The organism is Streptomyces sp. MNU76 (assembly GCF_020982545.1).
Classification (GTDB): Bacteria; Actinomycetota; Actinomycetes; order Streptomycetales; family Streptomycetaceae; genus Streptomyces.
Genome location: NZ_JAJKLK010000022.1, coordinates 295,727 through 312,783 on the forward strand (window position 1 = coordinate 295,727; position 17,057 = coordinate 312,783).

General features: G+C 66.9%; 13 protein-coding genes, 1 tRNA gene and 7 pseudogenes. 12 read left to right on the plus strand and 9 right to left on the minus strand.

Annotated elements, in window-relative coordinates; translation table 11 throughout:
* Positions 1–209 precede the first annotated feature (209 nt).
* Entirely contained in the window at positions 210–983 is a 774-nt protein-coding gene (locus E4N62_RS36440) for a transposase family protein (protein WP_230221428.1), read from the minus strand.
* Between the two features lie 132 nt (positions 984–1,115).
* On the minus strand, positions 1,116–1,634 hold the full coding sequence (locus E4N62_RS36445; RefSeq protein ID WP_230221431.1) for a hypothetical protein: 519 nt from the start codon (positions 1,632–1,634) through the stop codon (positions 1,116–1,118).
* Positions 1,635–1,814: 180 nt separating this feature from the next.
* Between E4N62_RS36445 and E4N62_RS36450 the strand changes: the two genes are divergently transcribed.
* The 4 genes and pseudogenes from E4N62_RS36450 (at position 1,815) to E4N62_RS36465 (ending at position 3,335) form a co-directional block, all read left to right on the plus strand.
* The gene (locus E4N62_RS36450; RefSeq protein ID WP_230221432.1) at positions 1,815–2,420 is read left to right on the plus strand and encodes an NAD(P)/FAD-dependent oxidoreductase; all 606 of its coding nucleotides are present in this window, start codon (positions 1,815–1,817) and stop codon (positions 2,418–2,420) included.
* A 139-nt stretch (positions 2,421–2,559) separates the two neighbouring features.
* Positions 2,560–2,664: pseudogene (locus E4N62_RS36455) on the plus strand (transposase); the annotation flags it as partial.
* A gap of 161 nt (positions 2,665–2,825) precedes the next feature.
* Positions 2,826–2,972 (plus strand): hypothetical protein, encoded by a 147-nt coding sequence (locus tag E4N62_RS36460; RefSeq protein WP_230221751.1) that lies wholly within the window; start codon positions 2,826–2,828, stop codon positions 2,970–2,972.
* A 290-nt stretch (positions 2,973–3,262) separates the two neighbouring features.
* Positions 3,263–3,335 (plus strand) — tRNA-Arg (locus E4N62_RS36465).
* A gap of 90 nt (positions 3,336–3,425) precedes the next feature.
* Here E4N62_RS36465 and E4N62_RS36470 read toward each other — a convergent pair.
* Positions 3,426–4,211 (minus strand): annotated as a pseudogene (locus E4N62_RS36470) (tyrosine-type recombinase/integrase); the annotation flags it as partial.
* A 300-nt stretch (positions 4,212–4,511) separates the two neighbouring features.
* Here E4N62_RS36470 and E4N62_RS36475 point away from each other — a divergent pair.
* Entirely contained in the window at positions 4,512–4,751 is a 240-nt protein-coding gene (locus E4N62_RS36475) for a hypothetical protein (protein ID WP_230221433.1), read from the plus strand.
* A gap of 240 nt (positions 4,752–4,991) precedes the next feature.
* Here E4N62_RS36475 and E4N62_RS36480 read toward each other — a convergent pair whose 3' ends face one another.
* Both E4N62_RS36480 and E4N62_RS36485 read right to left on the minus strand, forming a co-directional pair.
* Positions 4,992–5,315 (minus strand): helix-turn-helix domain-containing protein, encoded by a 324-nt coding sequence (locus E4N62_RS36480; protein WP_230221434.1) that lies wholly within the window; start codon positions 5,313–5,315, stop codon positions 4,992–4,994.
* The gene (locus E4N62_RS36485; RefSeq protein WP_230221435.1) at positions 5,315–5,683 is read right to left on the minus strand and encodes a type II toxin-antitoxin system RelE/ParE family toxin; all 369 of its coding nucleotides are present in this window, start codon (positions 5,681–5,683) and stop codon (positions 5,315–5,317) included. The genes E4N62_RS36480 and E4N62_RS36485 overlap by 1 nt, the downstream gene beginning before the upstream one ends.
* 431 nt (positions 5,684–6,114) lie before the next feature.
* Here E4N62_RS36485 and E4N62_RS36490 point away from each other — a divergent pair, with 431 nt between their 5' ends.
* The 3 genes from E4N62_RS36490 to E4N62_RS36500 all read left to right on the plus strand — a co-directional run bounded on the left by E4N62_RS36490 (position 6,115) and on the right by E4N62_RS36500 (position 7,459).
* Complete coding sequence (locus E4N62_RS36490; RefSeq protein ID WP_230221436.1) at positions 6,115–6,369, plus strand: hypothetical protein; 255 nt, start codon at positions 6,115–6,117, stop codon at positions 6,367–6,369.
* A 243-nt stretch (positions 6,370–6,612) separates the two neighbouring features.
* Positions 6,613–7,185: a hypothetical protein gene (locus E4N62_RS36495; RefSeq protein ID WP_230221437.1), complete on the plus strand. Its 573-nt coding sequence runs from the start codon at positions 6,613–6,615 to the stop codon at positions 7,183–7,185.
* 13 nt (positions 7,186–7,198) lie between these two features.
* Entirely contained in the window at positions 7,199–7,459 is a 261-nt protein-coding gene (locus E4N62_RS36500) for a hypothetical protein (protein WP_230221438.1), read from the plus strand.
* Between the two features lie 65 nt (positions 7,460–7,524).
* Here E4N62_RS36500 and E4N62_RS49820 read toward each other — a convergent pair.
* Positions 7,525–7,695 (minus strand): annotated as a pseudogene (locus E4N62_RS49820) (IS21 family transposase); the annotation flags it as partial.
* Positions 7,696–7,808: 113 nt separating this feature from the next.
* Here E4N62_RS49820 and E4N62_RS36505 point away from each other — a divergent pair.
* On the plus strand, positions 7,809–8,927 hold the full coding sequence (locus tag E4N62_RS36505) for an ISL3 family transposase (protein ID WP_230221439.1): 1,119 nt from the start codon (positions 7,809–7,811) through the stop codon (positions 8,925–8,927).
* A gap of 74 nt (positions 8,928–9,001) precedes the next feature.
* On the opposite strand, the pseudogene E4N62_RS36510 reads toward E4N62_RS36505, so the two are convergent.
* Positions 9,002–9,421: pseudogene (locus E4N62_RS36510) on the minus strand (tyrosine-type recombinase/integrase); the annotation flags it as partial.
* Between E4N62_RS36510 and E4N62_RS36515 the strand changes: the two are divergent.
* A pseudogene (locus tag E4N62_RS36515) lies at positions 9,417–9,613 on the plus strand (GNAT family N-acetyltransferase); the annotation flags it as partial. The pseudogenes E4N62_RS36510 and E4N62_RS36515 overlap by 5 nt on opposite strands.
* 1,760 nt (positions 9,614–11,373) lie before the next feature.
* Here E4N62_RS36515 and E4N62_RS36520 read toward each other — a convergent pair.
* Positions 11,374–13,889 (minus strand): annotated as a pseudogene (locus tag E4N62_RS36520) (RHS repeat domain-containing protein); the annotation flags it as partial.
* Positions 13,885–14,787 (minus strand): annotated as a pseudogene (locus E4N62_RS36525) (non-reducing end alpha-L-arabinofuranosidase family hydrolase); the annotation flags it as partial. The pseudogenes E4N62_RS36520 and E4N62_RS36525, both read right to left, overlap by 5 nt.
* A 33-nt stretch (positions 14,788–14,820) precedes the next feature.
* Here E4N62_RS36525 and E4N62_RS36530 point away from each other — a divergent pair.
* Positions 14,821–14,994, plus strand: coding sequence for a hypothetical protein (locus E4N62_RS36530; protein WP_230221753.1), 174 nt, complete (start codon positions 14,821–14,823; stop codon positions 14,992–14,994).
* A gap of 898 nt (positions 14,995–15,892) precedes the next feature.
* Positions 15,893–16,336, plus strand: coding sequence for a hypothetical protein (locus E4N62_RS36535; RefSeq protein ID WP_230221442.1), 444 nt, complete (start codon positions 15,893–15,895; stop codon positions 16,334–16,336).
* The last annotated feature ends 721 nt before the right edge of the window (positions 16,337–17,057 follow it).

A 17,057-nucleotide genomic window follows, 5' to 3' on the forward strand; every position in this document is an offset into this window, starting at 1 on the left:
CGTCTCGCCCTGCTGCTCCGTTGCTCCGCCGACAGCATCCGGCGGCCCGCCTGCCCCTTGGAGACCCCAGGCACTGCGCCGAACGAGCCCACGAGGTAGGAGTCACTGAGAGATTTTCTTCCTGATTTCGCAGGTCACGGGGCTGGTGTGGGTCGGGGGTGACGGACTCGTGCCGGTCAGCATCGTGATCGTCCTGGGGAGATCGTCGGTCACCTCTGCACTTCGGTGTTCGCCAGGACGAGGAGGGCTCGCAGGAGCGTCGTAGCGTGGTGGGTGTTCATGCGGACCTTGGTGAGGATGCGCCAGGTCTTGAGGTTGGCGAAGCCGTGCTCGACGGCCGCGCGTTCGCGGCTGAGCAGGCGGTTCGCCTCCTTCTCCGCGTCGGTGAGCTGGTGGTTGCGGGTGGCCTTGCGGCCGGTGATGATCACCGGGTCGTCGTCGGGCTGGTCATCGAGTCCGACGAAGCCGAGGTCGGCCAGGGCGCCGAGGCCGGCTTCGCGAAGGTGCGCGGTGATCTTGTCGTGGCGGGCGATGGTGATCTCACTGGACCGGCCGGGCCGGGCCGAGGAGATCCAGATCAGATTGCCCTTCTCGTCGGTCAGCGCGAGAAACAGCAGGCCATGGGCCTTGTGTTTCCCGCTGTAGTTCCTGCGGTTGTCCGCTCCGGTGCGGCGCCGGGTGCGGATCAGGGTGCCGCCCAGCAGGACGACCACGCCGCCCCGCTGCGCGATCTTCTTCAGGGCTCGGTCCAGACGTGGGGCGCGGGTGGCCAGCAGACGCAGGACCTCCCGCACCCAGCGGCGCACGGTGGAAGCGGAGACAACGCTGCCGCCGGCCATGTCGGCGAGGCGCTGGTCATGGCGGAGAACGGCGAGCACGATCAACGCCTGAGTGCCCGCGGGGACCTTGCGCCAGCGGGTGCCCAACCGGTTGCGTTCACGGCGTATCAGATCCCCGATGAGGTCCAGGGTCCGCTTCGACACCGGGAGCCGGACCTGGTAGACAGCATGCTGAGCGCCCTCAGCGGGGCTGGTTGTCTTCACACACACCCCAACTTCCGCCGGGGGCCCTCTTGTTACGGCAGGAATCAGCCGGTCCACTCGCGTTCCGGCCGGTCAGCGTGGCAGGTAGCGGCCCGCACCGGTCCTCGACAGCCAGCCCCGGTCGGCGAGTTTGCGCAGCTGGCCGCGGACCGGCTCGACCTTGCCGGGAGTGAGTTCCCGGCCCAGCGCGCGGGCCACGTCCTTCGCCATCACCGGACCGCCCGCATCGGTGACGATCTCCATAATCCGCCGATAGTCCGAGGTCAGGACCTCCAGACCCATCCCGTCAACGCGGTCCGGGACCAGCCGCATCCCGGCCGCACCCGGCGTCAAGACCAGCGGCTCCGGCTCCGGCTCCGGCTCCGGCTCCGGCTCCGGCTCCGGCTCCGGCTCCGGCTCCGGCTCCGGCTCCACGATGCCTGATGGACTCCGCCCGCCATCCGTTGCCTCGGCCCACTGCCCGTACACCACCTCGGCAGCCTCCAGCCGGGCCACCTCGACGTCGATCTCCGCCAGCTCCTTGCGCAGCAACTCGGCCCGCTCAGCCAACATCACCCGCCGCTCGATCGTCCACGTCAGCACATCCGCCATGAACAGCCCCTCTCCGCTCCGGCCTTCCCTCTCGGAGCGTACGAAGAGACCACCGCCCGAAAACCGATTCCCGCAGAACGAGCCTGAGACGGACGATCACCTGTTAACGATCTCGCCTCCGGCCAGCACGAGCCGGCCACCACACAGTCACACCAGCCCCCGTGACCTGCGAAATTCAGGATGGCATGGCTTGAGTGGTGGATGCTCGACGCGTTCGACGCAAGCCGGGAATTCACCGGGGACCTGCACTCGACCGCGACCAGCCTCGGCCAGGCCTTCGCCCGTCCGCTCCCCCAGCTGATCGCCGCGACCGACTCCGCGCACGTTCAGCACTGGATGATCCGCGACCGCAAGCCACTGAAGCAGTGGTCCAAGGGCCGCGCCACTCTCGTCGGCGGCGCCGCCCATCCCACGTCCCCGTATGCGGGGTACGGCGCCGGTATGGCCACCGAGGACGGCTACTTCATCGGCCGCCACCTGGCCGGGGTGGACCTGAGCGACTACGCCGCTGTCCGCCAGGCACTCGACGCCTTCGAAGCCCGCCGCAAGCCGCACACCGTCCGGCAGTCCCAGCAGGCCTATGTCCTCGGGCAGGTCTTCCATCACGCGCCGCGCGCTCTGCAACCGATCCGGGACGCGATCCTGGACCGCACCCCACTGATGCAGAAGGTGGTCGGTGACTCCACCCCCGGCTCGATCCTCAGTCAGCTCGGTGAGATCGACCGGGCCGAAGCCCGCTTCACCGCACTCCTCGGCCTCGGCGAGGCGCACGGCTCCACTCCGTGACCTCGCGACTGGGCCCGCGCCCGGCACAGAGCGCCAAGCGTTCACCGGAAAGTCGAGAGCAACCTCTCCTACGCTCCGCGACCGTCGGTCAACGCATCACGCCACCGCTGAAGTGATCGTCGCCGAGATCGGCGGCGACATGAACCGCTTCGCCACCGCCAAACACCTCGCGTCCTGGACCGGGGTCTGCCCCGGCCACCACGAGTCCGCCGGCCGCACCAAGAACACCAAGGTCCGGCCCGGCAACCCCTGCCTCAAGGGCGCCCTCGGACTGGCGGCGTTCGGCGCGGTGAGAACCAAAGACACCTGTTCTGCAGGCCCGCTACAAACAGCCGACCGCCCGCCGCGGCCCGCTCAGGGACCTGGTCGCCGTCGAGCAACTCGATCACCACCGCGATCTGGCACATGCTCACCGACAACGTCCCCTACCAGGAATTCGGCGGGACCTACTTCACCCAACGCGACCCCGAACGCACCACCCGCCGCGCGGTCAACCAGCTCAACCAGCTCGGCTACACCGTCACCCTCAACCCGAGGGAGAACACAGTCTGACCGGCACACCAGACACCCGGCGACCACCATGGCCACCAGACACCCACCCTGAACTGCACCTATTTACGCGTCAGAGGCGCTCTTGCTGGCCACCCTGCCCGTCTGCTCCTTATGCCGACGCCCCTCCCTGGCGGGCATCCGCTACGCTGTCCCTGGTCGGTCGTTGGTACGCCGCGCTGTCTGCTCAAGTGAGGCTGCGGAGCAGGTCGCACCATGTCTGACCAGTGGGCTTGTGCTACTCGTTGAAGATCCACTCCCTGGATCTTCTCCAAGGTTCTCCACAAGCCCCCGCCTTCGTAGCTCAGGGGATAGAGCACCGCTCTCCTAAAGCGGGTGTCGCAGGTTCGAATCCTGCCGGGGGCACACAACTAAGGGCCAGTTCAGAGGCTTGATCATCTCGAACTGGCCCTTTGCCATGATCACGGCCGTGCCACGCCCGTGCCACAAAGTCCACTAGGAATCCACATCACCCTGCGCTTTGCGGATCATCGAGCCGAGCCGATCGGCGATCTCTCGGTCACGCCCACTGACCACGTGTTGATAGATCAGCGCTGCACGGAGCGTGCTGTGGCCCATCCGGGTCATCAGCTCCCGCAGGCTCGCGCCGGACGCGGCGAGCGTGTTGCCCGTGTGCCGAAGATCGTGGAAGTGCACGTCTGCCATGATCCCCGCCGCCTTCCTGGCCTTGATCCAGTCGTCCCGGAAGTTGCTCCGCCGCAGCCGACCGCCCTGGGGGCCGAGGAAGACATGACCGTCCCTGCCAGGCCCGGCGAACCCGGCGAGATGCTGATTCACATCCGCCAGGAGTTCGGTCGGAAAGGCCACCGGCCGGACCCCGGCATCGGACTTGGGCGCCTTGTCGAAGAGCGCTCCCGTCTGCATCTCCGCCTGTGAGCGGCGAACCATGAGCGCGGCGTTCTCGGTGTCAACGTCCCGCCGGCGGAGCGACGCCAACTCGCCGAAGCGCAGTCCGGTGAAGGCAGCCAGGAGGACGAGCAGCCGGTAGCGGGGGGCGATCGCGTCGGCCACGGCGTAGACCTCGGACACAGCGAGAACGGGCCGTTCAGGCACGTCGTAGCGGTCGGCGCCCTTGACCCGGCACGGGTTGCGACGGATCAGCTCATCGTCAACGGCCGTGTTCAGGATCGCGCGCAAGATCTGATACGCCTTGACCACGGTCGGCTCGCCGGTCCGTGTGAGGCACGCCGTACGCCAGGCCCGAACCTGCCCCGTCGTGATCATGCACCCGTCGTCGCTTCGCTCCTCCGGGCGGGAGCGGGCATGAGGTCAGAACGCGTCGTGGCTGGGGCGGTCGGCTCCACGGCTTTAGGCAGACTTTAGCCAGCCACTTTGGCGCGAGCCTCGAAGATCATGGCCCCAACGTCGTGCTTTACCGGGCAGGTCCACAGACTGCCCGACGCGCCGGAAGCTTACGGGGCCATGATCACTCGCGCCAAAGCAGCTCCCGGCCAAAATCGCTCCACCGACCGCGTGGGCGAGTACTAGCCATGCAGCCTGGCCTCACTCATCATGATCGGCATGAAAAGTACCCAGGTGGGAGCAAGAAGCGGCAAGGCGCGCGGAATACTTGGCACCGTCGCAGCCCTTTTCTTCGTGATCGCAAGCATTGATGCAGGGATTTATCTCGCAGAGTTGATCACGGACGGGGACCACTGGACCCCGATGCTTGAGGTCGCTTTTGTCATGTTGCTCATAAGCTGGATCGCTGGAGCCCTCCACTTCCACCGGGGTAAGAAGATGGACAGCCGGAGCGCGTAGGCCCGTGCCACTGCCGTGCCAGAACGGACGGGGACTCACGGGGAACCTGGGGCGCGGAGCAGGCCGTACGGTCCTACTGACCCAAGCCAGGAACCCGCAGTTCACGCCCGCACTCCCCCAACCTCGCTCCTAAAGCGGGTGTCGCAGGTTCGAATCCTGCCGGGGCACAGCGGGAAGGGCACCTACGGATTTCGGTAGGCGCCCTTCGGTGTCCGTGGCCGACGGCTCGGTGCCAGAGGCTCAGGCGGCGTGCGGGGTGAAGGTGACGCGGGAGTCGCCCTCGTCGATGGCCAGGTTCAGCGTGCCGTCCAGGGCCTTGGCCAGGCGCCGCAGCAGCGGGAGGGTCGGCACAGTGTCGCCGCCCTCCATCCGGGAGACCTGGGGCTGCGTCATCCCGGCCCGTTCGGCCAGTTCGGTCTGGGACAGGCCGAGCTCGACCCGACGGTCGTAGACCGCCTGCCCGAGATCGCCGGCCAGCCGTGCGTCGACGTACTCCTGGTCGTACTCCACCGCCTCACCCGCAAGCTGCCGGGCCCGGCGCGTCCTCCACGTGCTGTGATTCATCAGCCCTCCTTGCGCCGATCGTATGTGTGCTGGGCATGGCCATGCTCGGCCTCGCAGACCTTCTGGGCCTGGTGCGCACGCTCGACTTCCGCCGCCTCACGCATCCTCGTCTTACGGAAGACCGTCAGCAGAACGATTCTCTGTCCGGGAGCGAGCCAGTACGGGATGCGCACGGCCTCGCCGTCCAGCTCGAAGCGGAGCTCGCGCAGCTTGCCGCCCAGGTGACGCGAATACGGCTCACCGAGGGTCGTCGGCTCGTCCAGCAGACGGTCCGTCTTGTCCTCGACCCGCCGGTACAGGCGGAACGGAAGCAGCTCCAGCCAATCCCGAACCTCGGGTTCGATCTCAATCTCCCACCGCTCCGCCATGCAATCAACGGTATATACCTCCAATTGCATAGCGCAAGCCGCCACGGACCTTGCGATCTGCGCTCCCCCAGGCCACGCCGCTTCCTCGGCCCGCCCCGAAGGTCGTCTCCTCCAGCCGGCCCGGAACGGATTCGGCACACATGAGGCCGGGAAGCCTCGGGAACACGCGAGAACTGCAGAGAGGAGTTTTCCCAGGCCAGGAACCTAGGAGCGGACGGTTCCGCAGGTCACAGCCCCGCCCAGGGAAAACTCCTAAAGCGGGTGTCGCAGGTTCGAATCCTGCCGGGGGCACAACGCGTTATCGCTCTGACCTGGGGTTTCTCCCCCAGGGAGGGGTTCTACTCGGCCTCGGACTCCTCGTCCGGGGCCGTTTGCGTGAGCGGAAGGGCCGCCAGGCTCCGATACTCCGCCATGGCAACGGGCTCGTGTGCGTGTCGGCCGCGATCGTGATCGAGGAGTGGCCGAGCACCAGCCCCCGCCGTGTGAACCAGCGTCGCGGCGCCGTGGCGCAGGTCGTGGAGGCGGACCGGCGTGAGACCGATCTCCTCGTACCGCTCGACGCACCGCCGTGTGACGTCGGCGGGGTGAAGCATCTCGCCATTCTCCTTGGCGAAGACACGTCCGCTCTCACCCAGGCTCTCCCCTCGAAGAGTCACACTTGGCATACCGTCAACAAAGTCTTGTGATCCCACATCCACAGGGCCGAACAGACGCCGACTCGAGTGGCCGACAAGTCCACAAAGTCGATCTCTCCCCCTGCGGAGCGGGCTGTCCGGGGTCGGCACTGTCCGAACGTGGAAGGCTGCCGCATCGAGGCAACGACAGCTCGCGATCACGCGTGCGATCATCCCGAACGCCTGGCGGGTATGCGCACGGTCGCACGGTCGCCCCCCCGGTTCCGCCCTCAAGACGCGCAAAAGGGTGCCTACATGATGAAAGCGAGTTTTAAGGTCCATGCCGGTCTGGCCCTGGCTTTGGGTGCCTTATCACTGCTGGCCTCCGCTGTCACGCTTCTGCCCGGGGAGTCGGTACTCAAGGGTGGTGGACTGCTGCTGGCGATCGAGTTCGCCCTGCTTTTTCCGCTCTTTCTCGCCACACTCGTACGCGGAATAGCCCTGGAAGCCGGCGGCGTGCGGCTACGGAACGAGCTGCCGTGGCGTGCCCTGCGCTGCCTGCCCATCGCCGTGCGGTGCGTCCTCGTAGTGATCTTCTCCACGGGGGTCGCACTCACCGCCAGCAGCATGCTCGCCGGGACGTCACAGCAGGCAGGGGAAGCCAAGGGTGGTCGGTACTACGCGATCCAGGTCGACAGCCCGACGCGCGAGCGCGTTGAAGTGTCGAAGCGCGAGTACGACGACTTGCTGAAGAAGGATCGACGGGCAATGCACGCGATCACCAGCATGCTTGCCACGGGGGCCGCAACAATGACTTTGATCATCGGGCAGCTCCATCCGACCACAGGCCACTACCTGCCGTCTCCCCGACTGGACATGCCCGCATGAGGAATCCGGCAGCATGCCCAGGTCCACACCGGCCCACTGGCGCCCGGAGCCGCTCCAGCCCTCCCGGGGCTTGCTGCGCCCGCCGGTCAACTCCCCCGCTGTCCGGCGAAGCACGAGTCCACCGCGCCGGTTCATCGCCGCCGCCTTCAATGACGGTGAACAGCCGGTCGTAGAAGCCCAGTTCGCGTTGCTCGACCTCGGCGAGCGGTCCTGCATCGGCCTGGGCGGCCTGCTGGTGGCCCGCCCGCGCATCGTCTGGCCCGCGGAGGCGTGATCGGGATCGGTGAGGGTCTGGTGGCGGGCCCAGCAGCGGGGGTGACGGGCGACGATCACGCCGCCGGGTGCCAGCGCGATGACCTCGTCGTTGTCGGTCAGCACGGTAACGGTGCGTCCGATCGCCTCGGGGTGCACGGAGTAGTCGTTGGTATCGACGCGAACATAGTGGTCACGCCCGATGCGGGTCTGCATCCGCCACCAGGCGGGCGGGTCGACGGGCGGCAGGGTGAGCATCCCGGCCCGGTCGGCCTCCCAACGTTCGGCCGGACGGGCCTGCAAGGTGCGGTGCAGGCGCCGGTTTACGCCGCCTGCCGGAGCCCGAAGTGCACACGCCGCGGGTGCTGGGAGTGGATGAGTTCGCCCTGCGCAAGGGACACAACTACGGCACGATCCTGGTGGACATCGACACACGTCGTCCGGTTGATCTGCTGCCCGACCGCACCACGGCCACGGTGTCCGCTTGGCTCGCCGACCACCCCGGCGTCGAGGTGATCTGCCGTGACCGCTCGACCGCATACGCCGAGGCCGGACGGCTCGGCGCCCCAGACGCGGTCCGGTGGCACATCTGGAAAAACCTCGTCGAGGCCGTCGAGAAGACGGTCATCCAGCACCGCGCCCTGCTGCGCGAGCCAGAGGAGACCAGCCTGATCCGCACCGCCGCGCCCGTGAAGACCCCGGAGCTCGCGCCGCGTCCCTCAGGCGAACCGCGACACTCCGGCCGCCTGTCGGACCGGGTGCGCGAACAGCACGCAGCCGTCCACGCCCTGCTCGACGACGGGCTCGGCATGCGGACGATCGGCCGCCGACTCGGCCTCACCCGCAACACCGTGCGCCGCCTGGCCCGCGCGGCCACCGCAGACGAACTGCTGGTGGGACAGTGGACCGGCCGCAGCAGCATCCTCGATCCCTACAAGCCCTATCTACATCACCGGTGGGCCGAGGGCTGCACCGTCGCCCGCCGCCTGTTCGAGGAACTGCGTGAGCGCGGCTACCCCGGCGGCGAGAGCGTCGTGAAGAGGTACGTGCAGCAGCTCCGTGAAGCGTTCCCGCACGACGATCCACCTCGCAAGCACCCTTCCGTGCGAGACGTGACCAGCTGGATCACCCGCCGCCCCGACCGCCTCGACGACGACCAGGCCCGGCGACCCAAGACGATCCTCGCCCGCTGCCTCGAACTCGACCGCACCGCCGAACACATGCGTTCCTTCGCCGAGTTGATGAGCAACCGCCAAGGACAGCAACTGGACGAATGGATCGAGCGCGTCCAGGCCGATGACCTGCCCGCCCTGCACGCTTTCGTCACCGGTCTCGGCCAGGACCTCGACGCCGTCGTCGCCGGGCTCAGCCTGCCCTACAGCTCTGGCGCCGTCGAAGGCCACAACAACAAGATCAAGATGCTCAAGCGGCAGATGTTCGGCCGCGCCAACTTCGACCTGCTCCGCAAGCGAGTCCTCCTCGCAGCGTGAGGCCGTTCATGATCGCGGTCGTGGTGACCCTCCGTGGGCTCCGGCACGGAAAGTGATCCAGAACCAGAATTCAGGCGTCGCCGAGAGACACCACGGCGCCGCTGGGTCTGCTGGCGGACGTAGAGCACGCGGTTTTCAAGGTCGAGGTCGGACCAGCGGAGACCGATGATCTCTCCCCGGCGCAGGCCCATGGCGATGGCAATCACGAAGGCCGCGTAGAGCGGGTCTTTGCGGGACGCGGCGAGGAAGGCGAGCGTCTCGTCCAGGCTCCAGGGCTTCAGCTCCCGGTTGTCCGTACGGGGCGGCTCGACGAGCTTGGCGACGTTGCGTGTGATCAGCTCCTCGCGACAGGCGGAGGACAGGGCGGAACGCAGAACGCGGTGCGATTCCTTGGCTGTTGCCGCAGTGGTCTCCTTCTCCAGACGGACGAGAAAGCGCCGCACGTCGGCGACGGCGGGGGATTCGAGCCGCTTGGAGCCGAGCAGCGGCACCAGCACCGCTTGCCGCATCCACGATGCCCTCTTCGCCACCCGCGACGAGCCGTACGTCACGCTCATGGTCAACCCGGCCGCCGGGGACGGAAAGGTCCACGCGCTCTACAAGTCGTAATGGGCGAGGACATCGGCCAGAGCCAGCCATCACCGGCGTCGCCGGTCCTCACCGTCATGATCCGCGGCACCCGCTGAGCAGCCGCGACAGCACCCCCTACCCGGAGCTCCTCCGCGACGCCGATCGATCACGCTTCATCCAGAGCAGGTTCGACTTCCCTGCCAACTCGCGTCATGTCACCAGACCACTCACGCATGCCCACGTTGAGACGAAACCGATGAGGGCCCCGACGATCCTGATGACGGCCGGGCTGAACCCGGGACCAGGACTGAACGGCCCGCGACTCGTGAAGGCTTCGTAAACTCGATAAGCAGAGTCGCACATGTTGAAGGCGAGGGAGAATCCGAGAAATCCGAGGACCCCTTCCCATGCCAAATAAAGAAAGCCGACGCCCCTCTCAGAGGCAGCTACAATTACCACACTTCCTGGCATCGCCTATCCATCCGCGCGAGGTGAGTAAGAGTACAGATAGCTGTCGCGCCGCAGTCTGCATTAACGGTACGACAGGGGGCTTCTGCCAGAACCTCAGGAATTCCCACCTTGTAACCGTTCAGTCCCGATCACGAGGGGGCCTGACTCTACCGATGACGCCACAAGGCCCCACGCGCGTTCATTTCACGAGCCTAAGGCGAAAAGACTCCGACTGCCCAGGTATGCGTGTCCGGGCTCTGCCTGTGGAAGACGTTCGACTGGACGGGATCACACAATGCAACCAGGATTTCACCTTCGCAGGAGTCGGGGACGCCGTGCCGTGCCTCGCGCCGCAGCGAACATCCCCATGTGCGTCAACACTTGCTCATGACCACCCGACTACCATCTCAACAATGATTCCGATCGCCCCAAGGGCGGCGATAACTGCTCCAACAAATCGGAGCAGTCCAGGTGTTGCACTTCCGACGAATCCAAAGGTAACTGATGACGTCAAGTCGTAGAACCGCTCAGCAGCCCCGCGAAAATTAAATGCCAGCAACAGGCCGACCACGAGAAGGACTGAACAGATGATCACGGAGGCGAGGTCGGCCTCCGACGAGGCACGTCCGGCTTGCATGAAAACCACCGCACTAACTTCCACTTCTCGCTCTTTTCGCTGCGATATCGGCGGGGGCGCAGATCACACCCCCGCCGATGATATTAGAGCTTTCTATCGCCAGTCCACTGTGAACAGTTTACCGACGCGCGTATTGTGGGAGGTGGTGAACCCGCCTTCTACACCGAGACCCGCCCCCAGACCTATCGTTGTCGACCCCACAGCTTCACCTCGACTGTTCTCCGCCCCAATGGCTCGCTCATGGCTGCCCGATACGGCAACACCGAACGCACCCGTTACGGTTCCGCCCCACCCATCACCTCGAAGCTGCTCAAAATCTGTGGCGTTACTGCCCATCAGCCCGATACCGACATTCGCTCCGACCGATGGCGTTTCACTACCCTTGCGGAATCTTACACCGTAGTCCGTCTTCCCATCCGGGCGCGTTGTGTTCACCAGGCAAACTGAGGCTGTTACTCCCGCACCGATCCCAGCAGAGCCACTGATACAGATCCCGGTGGTATCACCAGCGAAATATGCGTCCCATATTTTTGATGTATTCCCGGTGACAGAATTCCAGCCCGTCTTGAGGGCGGCCAGAAACCCTTCCTTCTTAGGCTTGGGACCCGGGTTGGGCGGGGGCGGGGTGGTCTTCAGCCAGCCCTTGGGCGCCGGTGCCGACGGCAGCGTGATGTTGCGGCGGCCTGGGATACCTCCCAGGCCCGTGGGCTTCATGCCCTTCACGAGCGGGGGGCGTGTTCCGCAGCGGCAGGCTCGGGTCGGGCCGTCGCCACTGCTGGTGGTGGTCTTCTTCTTGGGCTTGTACGTGCCGTAGGTCCCGTTGCTGCCGGAGCAGTACGCGACGCCGTAGCAGCTCTCGAGTCCTGTCGGGTCGCTTTCCGTGGCCGGGTTCTGGTTGGCGTAGCTGTACCCGTTCAGGGAGTGGATCTGGTCGAGACTGAGCAAGGGGTCGATGCTGATGAACTGGCCGATGTCCGGATCGTACTGACGAGCATCCACGTGCGTGAGCCCTGTGCCGGTGTCGGTGGTCTTGCCGAGGAAGCCCTTGTCGTCGGGCCAGGCAGCTCCGGTGGTGGTGCCTCTCGGCGCGCCGAACGGGGTCGTGTAGCGCCGGGAATACTCCTGGTTCGTGGCGTCGATGGCGAGGGTCGCGGTGCCGTGGTGGTCGGTGACGAGGTAGCTCAGCTCGTTGCTGCCGCTCTCGTTGGAGCGGACGGCGACGGTCAGGCTGCCTGCGCTGTAGTGGCGTTGGGCCCAGGTGCTGCCGTTGGCCCGCAGGTGCAGTTCGGTGGATCCCAGGTACAGGACGCGCTCTCCGCTCTCGGTGGCGCGGATCAGGAGGGTGCCGTCGGGGCCGTAGAGGTAGTCGGTGGTCTTGCCGCCCTCGGTGAGGGTGGCAAGCCTGCCCTCGTCGGACCAGTCGAGGTCCTGGGGGGCGGCACCGTCGGGCCGGCTGGTGGTGTTGCCGGTGCTGTCGAACTCGTAGGAGCGGTCGGGATCGGCGCAGTCGGCCTCGGTGCTGGTTCCGGTCAGGGTGTGGGGCTGGTCCGTCTTCTCGTAGCAGTAGGTCGTGGTGGTGTTCGAGGTGCTGGTGTGCTTGGTCTCCGTGGTGCGCTGACCGGCATCGTTGTAGCTGTAGCTGGTCCAGTAGGCGGACCGACCGCCCAGAGCGGTCGCGCTGCGCGGTTCGGAGCACTTCTGTGAGGCGGGTGTCCATGCTTCGGTCAGGCGGCGGTGGCCGTCGTAGGCGAAGCACTGGGTCTCGGCCGACGCGGTGCCGCCGAGGGTGCTGGTGTCGGCGATGGAGGTGATGTTGCCGGCCTGGTCGTAGGTGTAGCCGAGTGCCTGGAGCTTGTAGGGGTGGGTCTGGTCCGTGACGTGGCTGCCCAGGAGGCGTCCGGTGCCCTCCTCCCAGGTGTTGGTGACGTACGCCTTCTTGTGCTCCTCGGTGTTCGCGGTGCCGAGAACGAGCTGCTGGGCCTGGCCGAGGGCCGAGTAGTCGACGTCGAGGAGGTAGCCCGTGCTGCCGCCGATGGACGTGACCTGTCCGAGGCCGGTGTAGCCGTAGTCGACGATCTCCGAGGGCAGGCCACCGACGGCCGGCTCCTTGGAGCTCTGCAGCGTGCCGTCGATGTTGTAGCGGTTCTCGAACGCGAGGGTGGCCGGTGCGCCCGCCTCGACGAGCGGGTCGGAGGCCGGCAGGGACAGCTCCGTGGCGGTGGGCCGGGACAGGCTGTCGTAGGCGGTGACGGTCCTCGTGTACGCCTTGCCGGTCTTGCCGCCGACGTAGCGGGTGCTCGCGTCCGGCAGGCCCTTGAGCAGGGAGTCGTAGGTGAGGGCGGTCAGTTGGTTCGCGTCGGTCTTCGAGCCGGTCCAGGTGCCGGTGACGCGGCCGATCGTGTCATAGCCCGAGAGGACGGTACGGCCGAAGGAGTCGGTGGTCTTCGTGAGCCGGTCGAGGCTGTCGTACCCCAGCTCGGTCAGGCCCTTGTCCGGGTCGTCGGCGCTTGTCTTGCGGCCGAACAAGTCGTAGACGTACGTCCACTTGGCACCGTCGGGGCCGGTGACCTGGGACTGCTTGTCGTCCAGGGTGAGCTGGAGCTTGGTGGAGGTGTACGAGGCCGTACCGTGCCGCCGCCGAACTGCGGGTCGGCCGGGCTGGTGCCCGCGTACTGCCGGGTCTCGACGGTCCGGCCGCGGGCGTCGGTGATGGTACGGGTGGCCGAGCCGCCCTGGACGGCGGTGGTGGCGGTGGAGTCACCGGTGTGGGTCGTGGTGGTCGACCACTTCTTCACCCCGTACGAGTAGAGGGTGCTGGTCGTGATCCGCTCCGCGCCGTCGTACACCGTCTCGGTCTGGGTGGGTGCCTCGCCGTACTCCTCCCGCGTGTAGGTGCCGTTCGGAGTCGCCGTGCTGTCGAAGATGTCCTCGTACGTCTCGTAGGGCAGGCCGCGGGTGTCGTAGCGGGTGTCGGTGAGTACCCGGCCGCCGAGTGGGGTCGGGGTCTGGGTCTGCAGTGGGCGCATCATCGAGTCGTACAGCTCGTAGCTGGTGTTGTACGTCTCGCCGTCCTTCTTCAGGGTCGAGGTGGACACCCAGGACGGTTCGGTGCTGCTGATCCGGTAGGCGAAGGTGGTGTTGGCGCTGCAGCCGGCCGCCTTGTTGCGGTTGGGCAGCCAGACCGCGGTCAGCCGGCCCAGGGCGTCGTAGGTCGACTCGGTCTTCTTCAGGTTCGCGTCGTACACGCGCAGGGCCTGGCCGTGCCGGGGGTCCAGGAAGCTGGTGACCTTGTGACCCAGGGGATTGCGCCTTGCCCGCGAAGGGGTTGCTCTCGGTGCCGGCCTGCTCGGTCCACGTACCGTTCAGGCTGGTGGCGGTGAACGAGCGGAAGTAGCGCCCGTTCGCGCCCTTCGCTTCAACGATCATGAGGTACTGGTTCTGGCCCTGGACCTTGTAGACCTCCGGGGCCTCGAACAGGCGGTCCTCGGTGTCGCTCATGACCGTCGTGTACGACGAGCCGAAGCTGCTCGGGAAGTTCCCGAGCGGCATGGTCGACTTGAAGATGCTGCCCTTGTCATTGGCGAAGAACAGGTACATGTTCTGGTCGTCGGCGATCAGGGTCGGGTCGATCGGGCCGCCTACGGGGAGGTCGCCGGTGAACAGCTGCTGCGGCGCGGACCAGCTGGCGGGGTTGGTCGGGTCGGTGGACGTGCGGTAGGTGAATTTCCAGCCGGTGTCCCACCCGTTCGCGGCCATCACCCAGATGTTCTTGGTCGCCAAGTAGAACAGCGTGGGCGCAATGGGGGCCCCGCTCACTGCGGTCTGGGGGGCCGTCGCCATGTCCGACCAGTTGGTGAAGGGACGGAACCCCGTCGCGCGCCACCCGGATTCGCTCGCGGTGGTCGCGTAGACCAGGTTCTGGCCGTTGTACTTCACGGCGGTGAAGTCCTTCAACGAGGCCGACCCGTTCGCCGGCTCCGCCAGCGGACCGGTCGAGGTCCACCGGTATGTCGACGGAAGAGCACACATGTTCGCCGCCCCGGACAGGCCGGTCCACTTCTGGTTGTTCCCGCCGGTGCAGTTCCAGAGCTGCACTGCCGTGCCGTTGGCCGTGGCGCCGCCGCTGACGTCCAGGCACAGCCCGGAGTGCACGCCGACGATCGTGCCGTCGGAGTTCACCCGCCACTGCTGGTTCGCACCGCCGGTTCGCGGAATCCTGTCAGCATCGACCGGCATGTGTTCGAGAACCTTGCCCGGATCGCCGAGCGTGGAGTCGATACCTACGACAGGCGCCAACTCGACTTGAGCATCGAGGTCTTCCTGCACGGCACCGAGGCTCTCCTCATGCACACCCGTGCCGCTGCCGGACCGGCGGACGGTCGAGGTGCCCGGCGCAACGTCGTGAACTGACGAGCCTCGTCGCGTGCTCAGCAGGGTCCCCACGATGCACAGTGCCCACTGGGTGCTCAGGTCGGGTCCCTGGCCTGGATCGCGCGGCGATCCGGCGGTGCCGTCGGCATGGGTCGGTCCGGCGCCGCGGAAGCCGACCTTCGCACCGCTGCGTGTGCCGTCGACGGTGAGACCACGGCCGAGGTCGAGGTTGCGGCCGGCCGTGGCATCGTCCCCTTCCGGGGGTGATGACGTCGGAGTCGCCCAGTCCGGCGCACTGAAGTCGACGGCCGCCATCCAGGGCACGGGGATGATGACCCGTCCCCCGGTGCTGAATCCCGGGTGGAAGGTGCGGCGCCGGACACCCTGCACGCGGTAGGCGCCCAGGGCGTGACCTCCAGGGTTCCGCGGCGAACGCCTTCCGGATCGGACTCACCGTCACGGACGCGCCGTCCGGCCGGAATCACCCTTCGGCGGCCTGTGGTGCGTACACCGGTCGGACGCAGGGCAGAGCAGAGCGGTCGCTCGCGGCGCAAGCAAGGCGGATATCCGGCAACGGCGGCGGCCTGGCGAAGCGGCCCGCAACCGCCGTCCGGGATCGCCCGGTTCGTCAGGTTCATCGGATTCACAGGACATGGGATTCGCAGGACATGGGACTCGCTGGGCTCTCCGATTCGCCGAGGGACGCAAGAACGATCTTCCTGGTACGACGCGTGTCGGGACAAAGTCCTTTCGGGATCCGGGATCCCGAGCATTTCCCCTACGCCGAGCGCTCGCCGAGAACAGCGGACTCATTCATCGGATGTGACGGTGAACTGGATTCCGTGACGGCTGAGGTGGCACCATCAGGGTCGCGGGACCCGCAAGTCGGAGTCCGTGAGCGACGGCCCACAACTGCAGCTCCTCGAAGGACGTGCCCATGCGGCTGGCTCTGAAGACGTCGGACCCCCTGCGGGCCCGGTTCGTGCGGAGGGTGCGCATCACACTCCTGGTCGCCGCTGTCGCCTCCGCCCTGGTGATCGGCGGCATCGCGGTGGCGAACGCGGTGAACGAGCCGGAGCTTCGGGTACGCGGCATCCCCGACAGCGGCGTGCTGAACACCGCCGAGTCCCCCAAGACCACACTCACGGTGGACGTGATCGACAACAACAACGACGAGGCTCTGCTCAGTGAGGCCCTGCGCAGTATCGAGGCAAGGCTGAACGGCGAGATCGTCCCCACCCTGTGGGTCGGACACCACAGAGTGCTTGAGGTGGGGACGTTGCGGGCCGGGGAGTACGAGCTGACGGTGACCGCCGACCCCGGCCTGCTCTCGCGCGAGATCACACTCAGCCGCCGCTTCGTCGTGGACAGCCGGCCCTGACTCGAAGATCCCGGATGTCCGGATATCCCGGACGTCCGCGCGCGCTTCCGCAGGCCGACCGTCTCGTGACGGACGCACACGGGCACCGGAAGCACTGCGAACACGAGAAAGCTGCGCGGCAGTCGCCGAAACTCTGACGAGCTCGCCAGCCGGAGCGGCTCCACAAGTGCCTGTGACGGCCAACGCCCGTGAGAGTGGCGGGCCGTCGGTATGGCGCCGGGCTTGATGCCGGAACACCCGGAACATCCTGAACGTCCGGAACGAGAAGGCGCTGTGCGATGGACGTGCAGGTCGCGGCGGTACGGCCAGGTGGTCCGGCACTCCTCTGCCCATGCCTGCGTCGGCGCACGCCCGCTGTTCCGCGCGCAGGCGCTGGTGCCGTCGCAGTCGGCACCAGCGCCGAATAAGCAGGGCACCCGGCGTGGAACCCTGCCGCCGCACGTGTCAGCGGCGACCGGTCTCGTGATTCAGGCGGTGAAGGCGGTGAAGGCGGTGAAGGAGAACTCGGCGGAGGACCTGGGCCTCCGTTGGCACTCCGCCCTCTGCGCCGAGCCATCGGTCCGGCGAGACCGGGATCCGGCCAGTAGGTAGTACTCGGTAGAACTACGCATTGAGAGCGGGACCCTCCCCCGTGCCGATGCTCCTCACATGAACCGCACAGCCCGAGCCGCGCAACACGGCTCCCTCGGGGGGCGCCCGGTCCTTGAAGACGGATCACGCG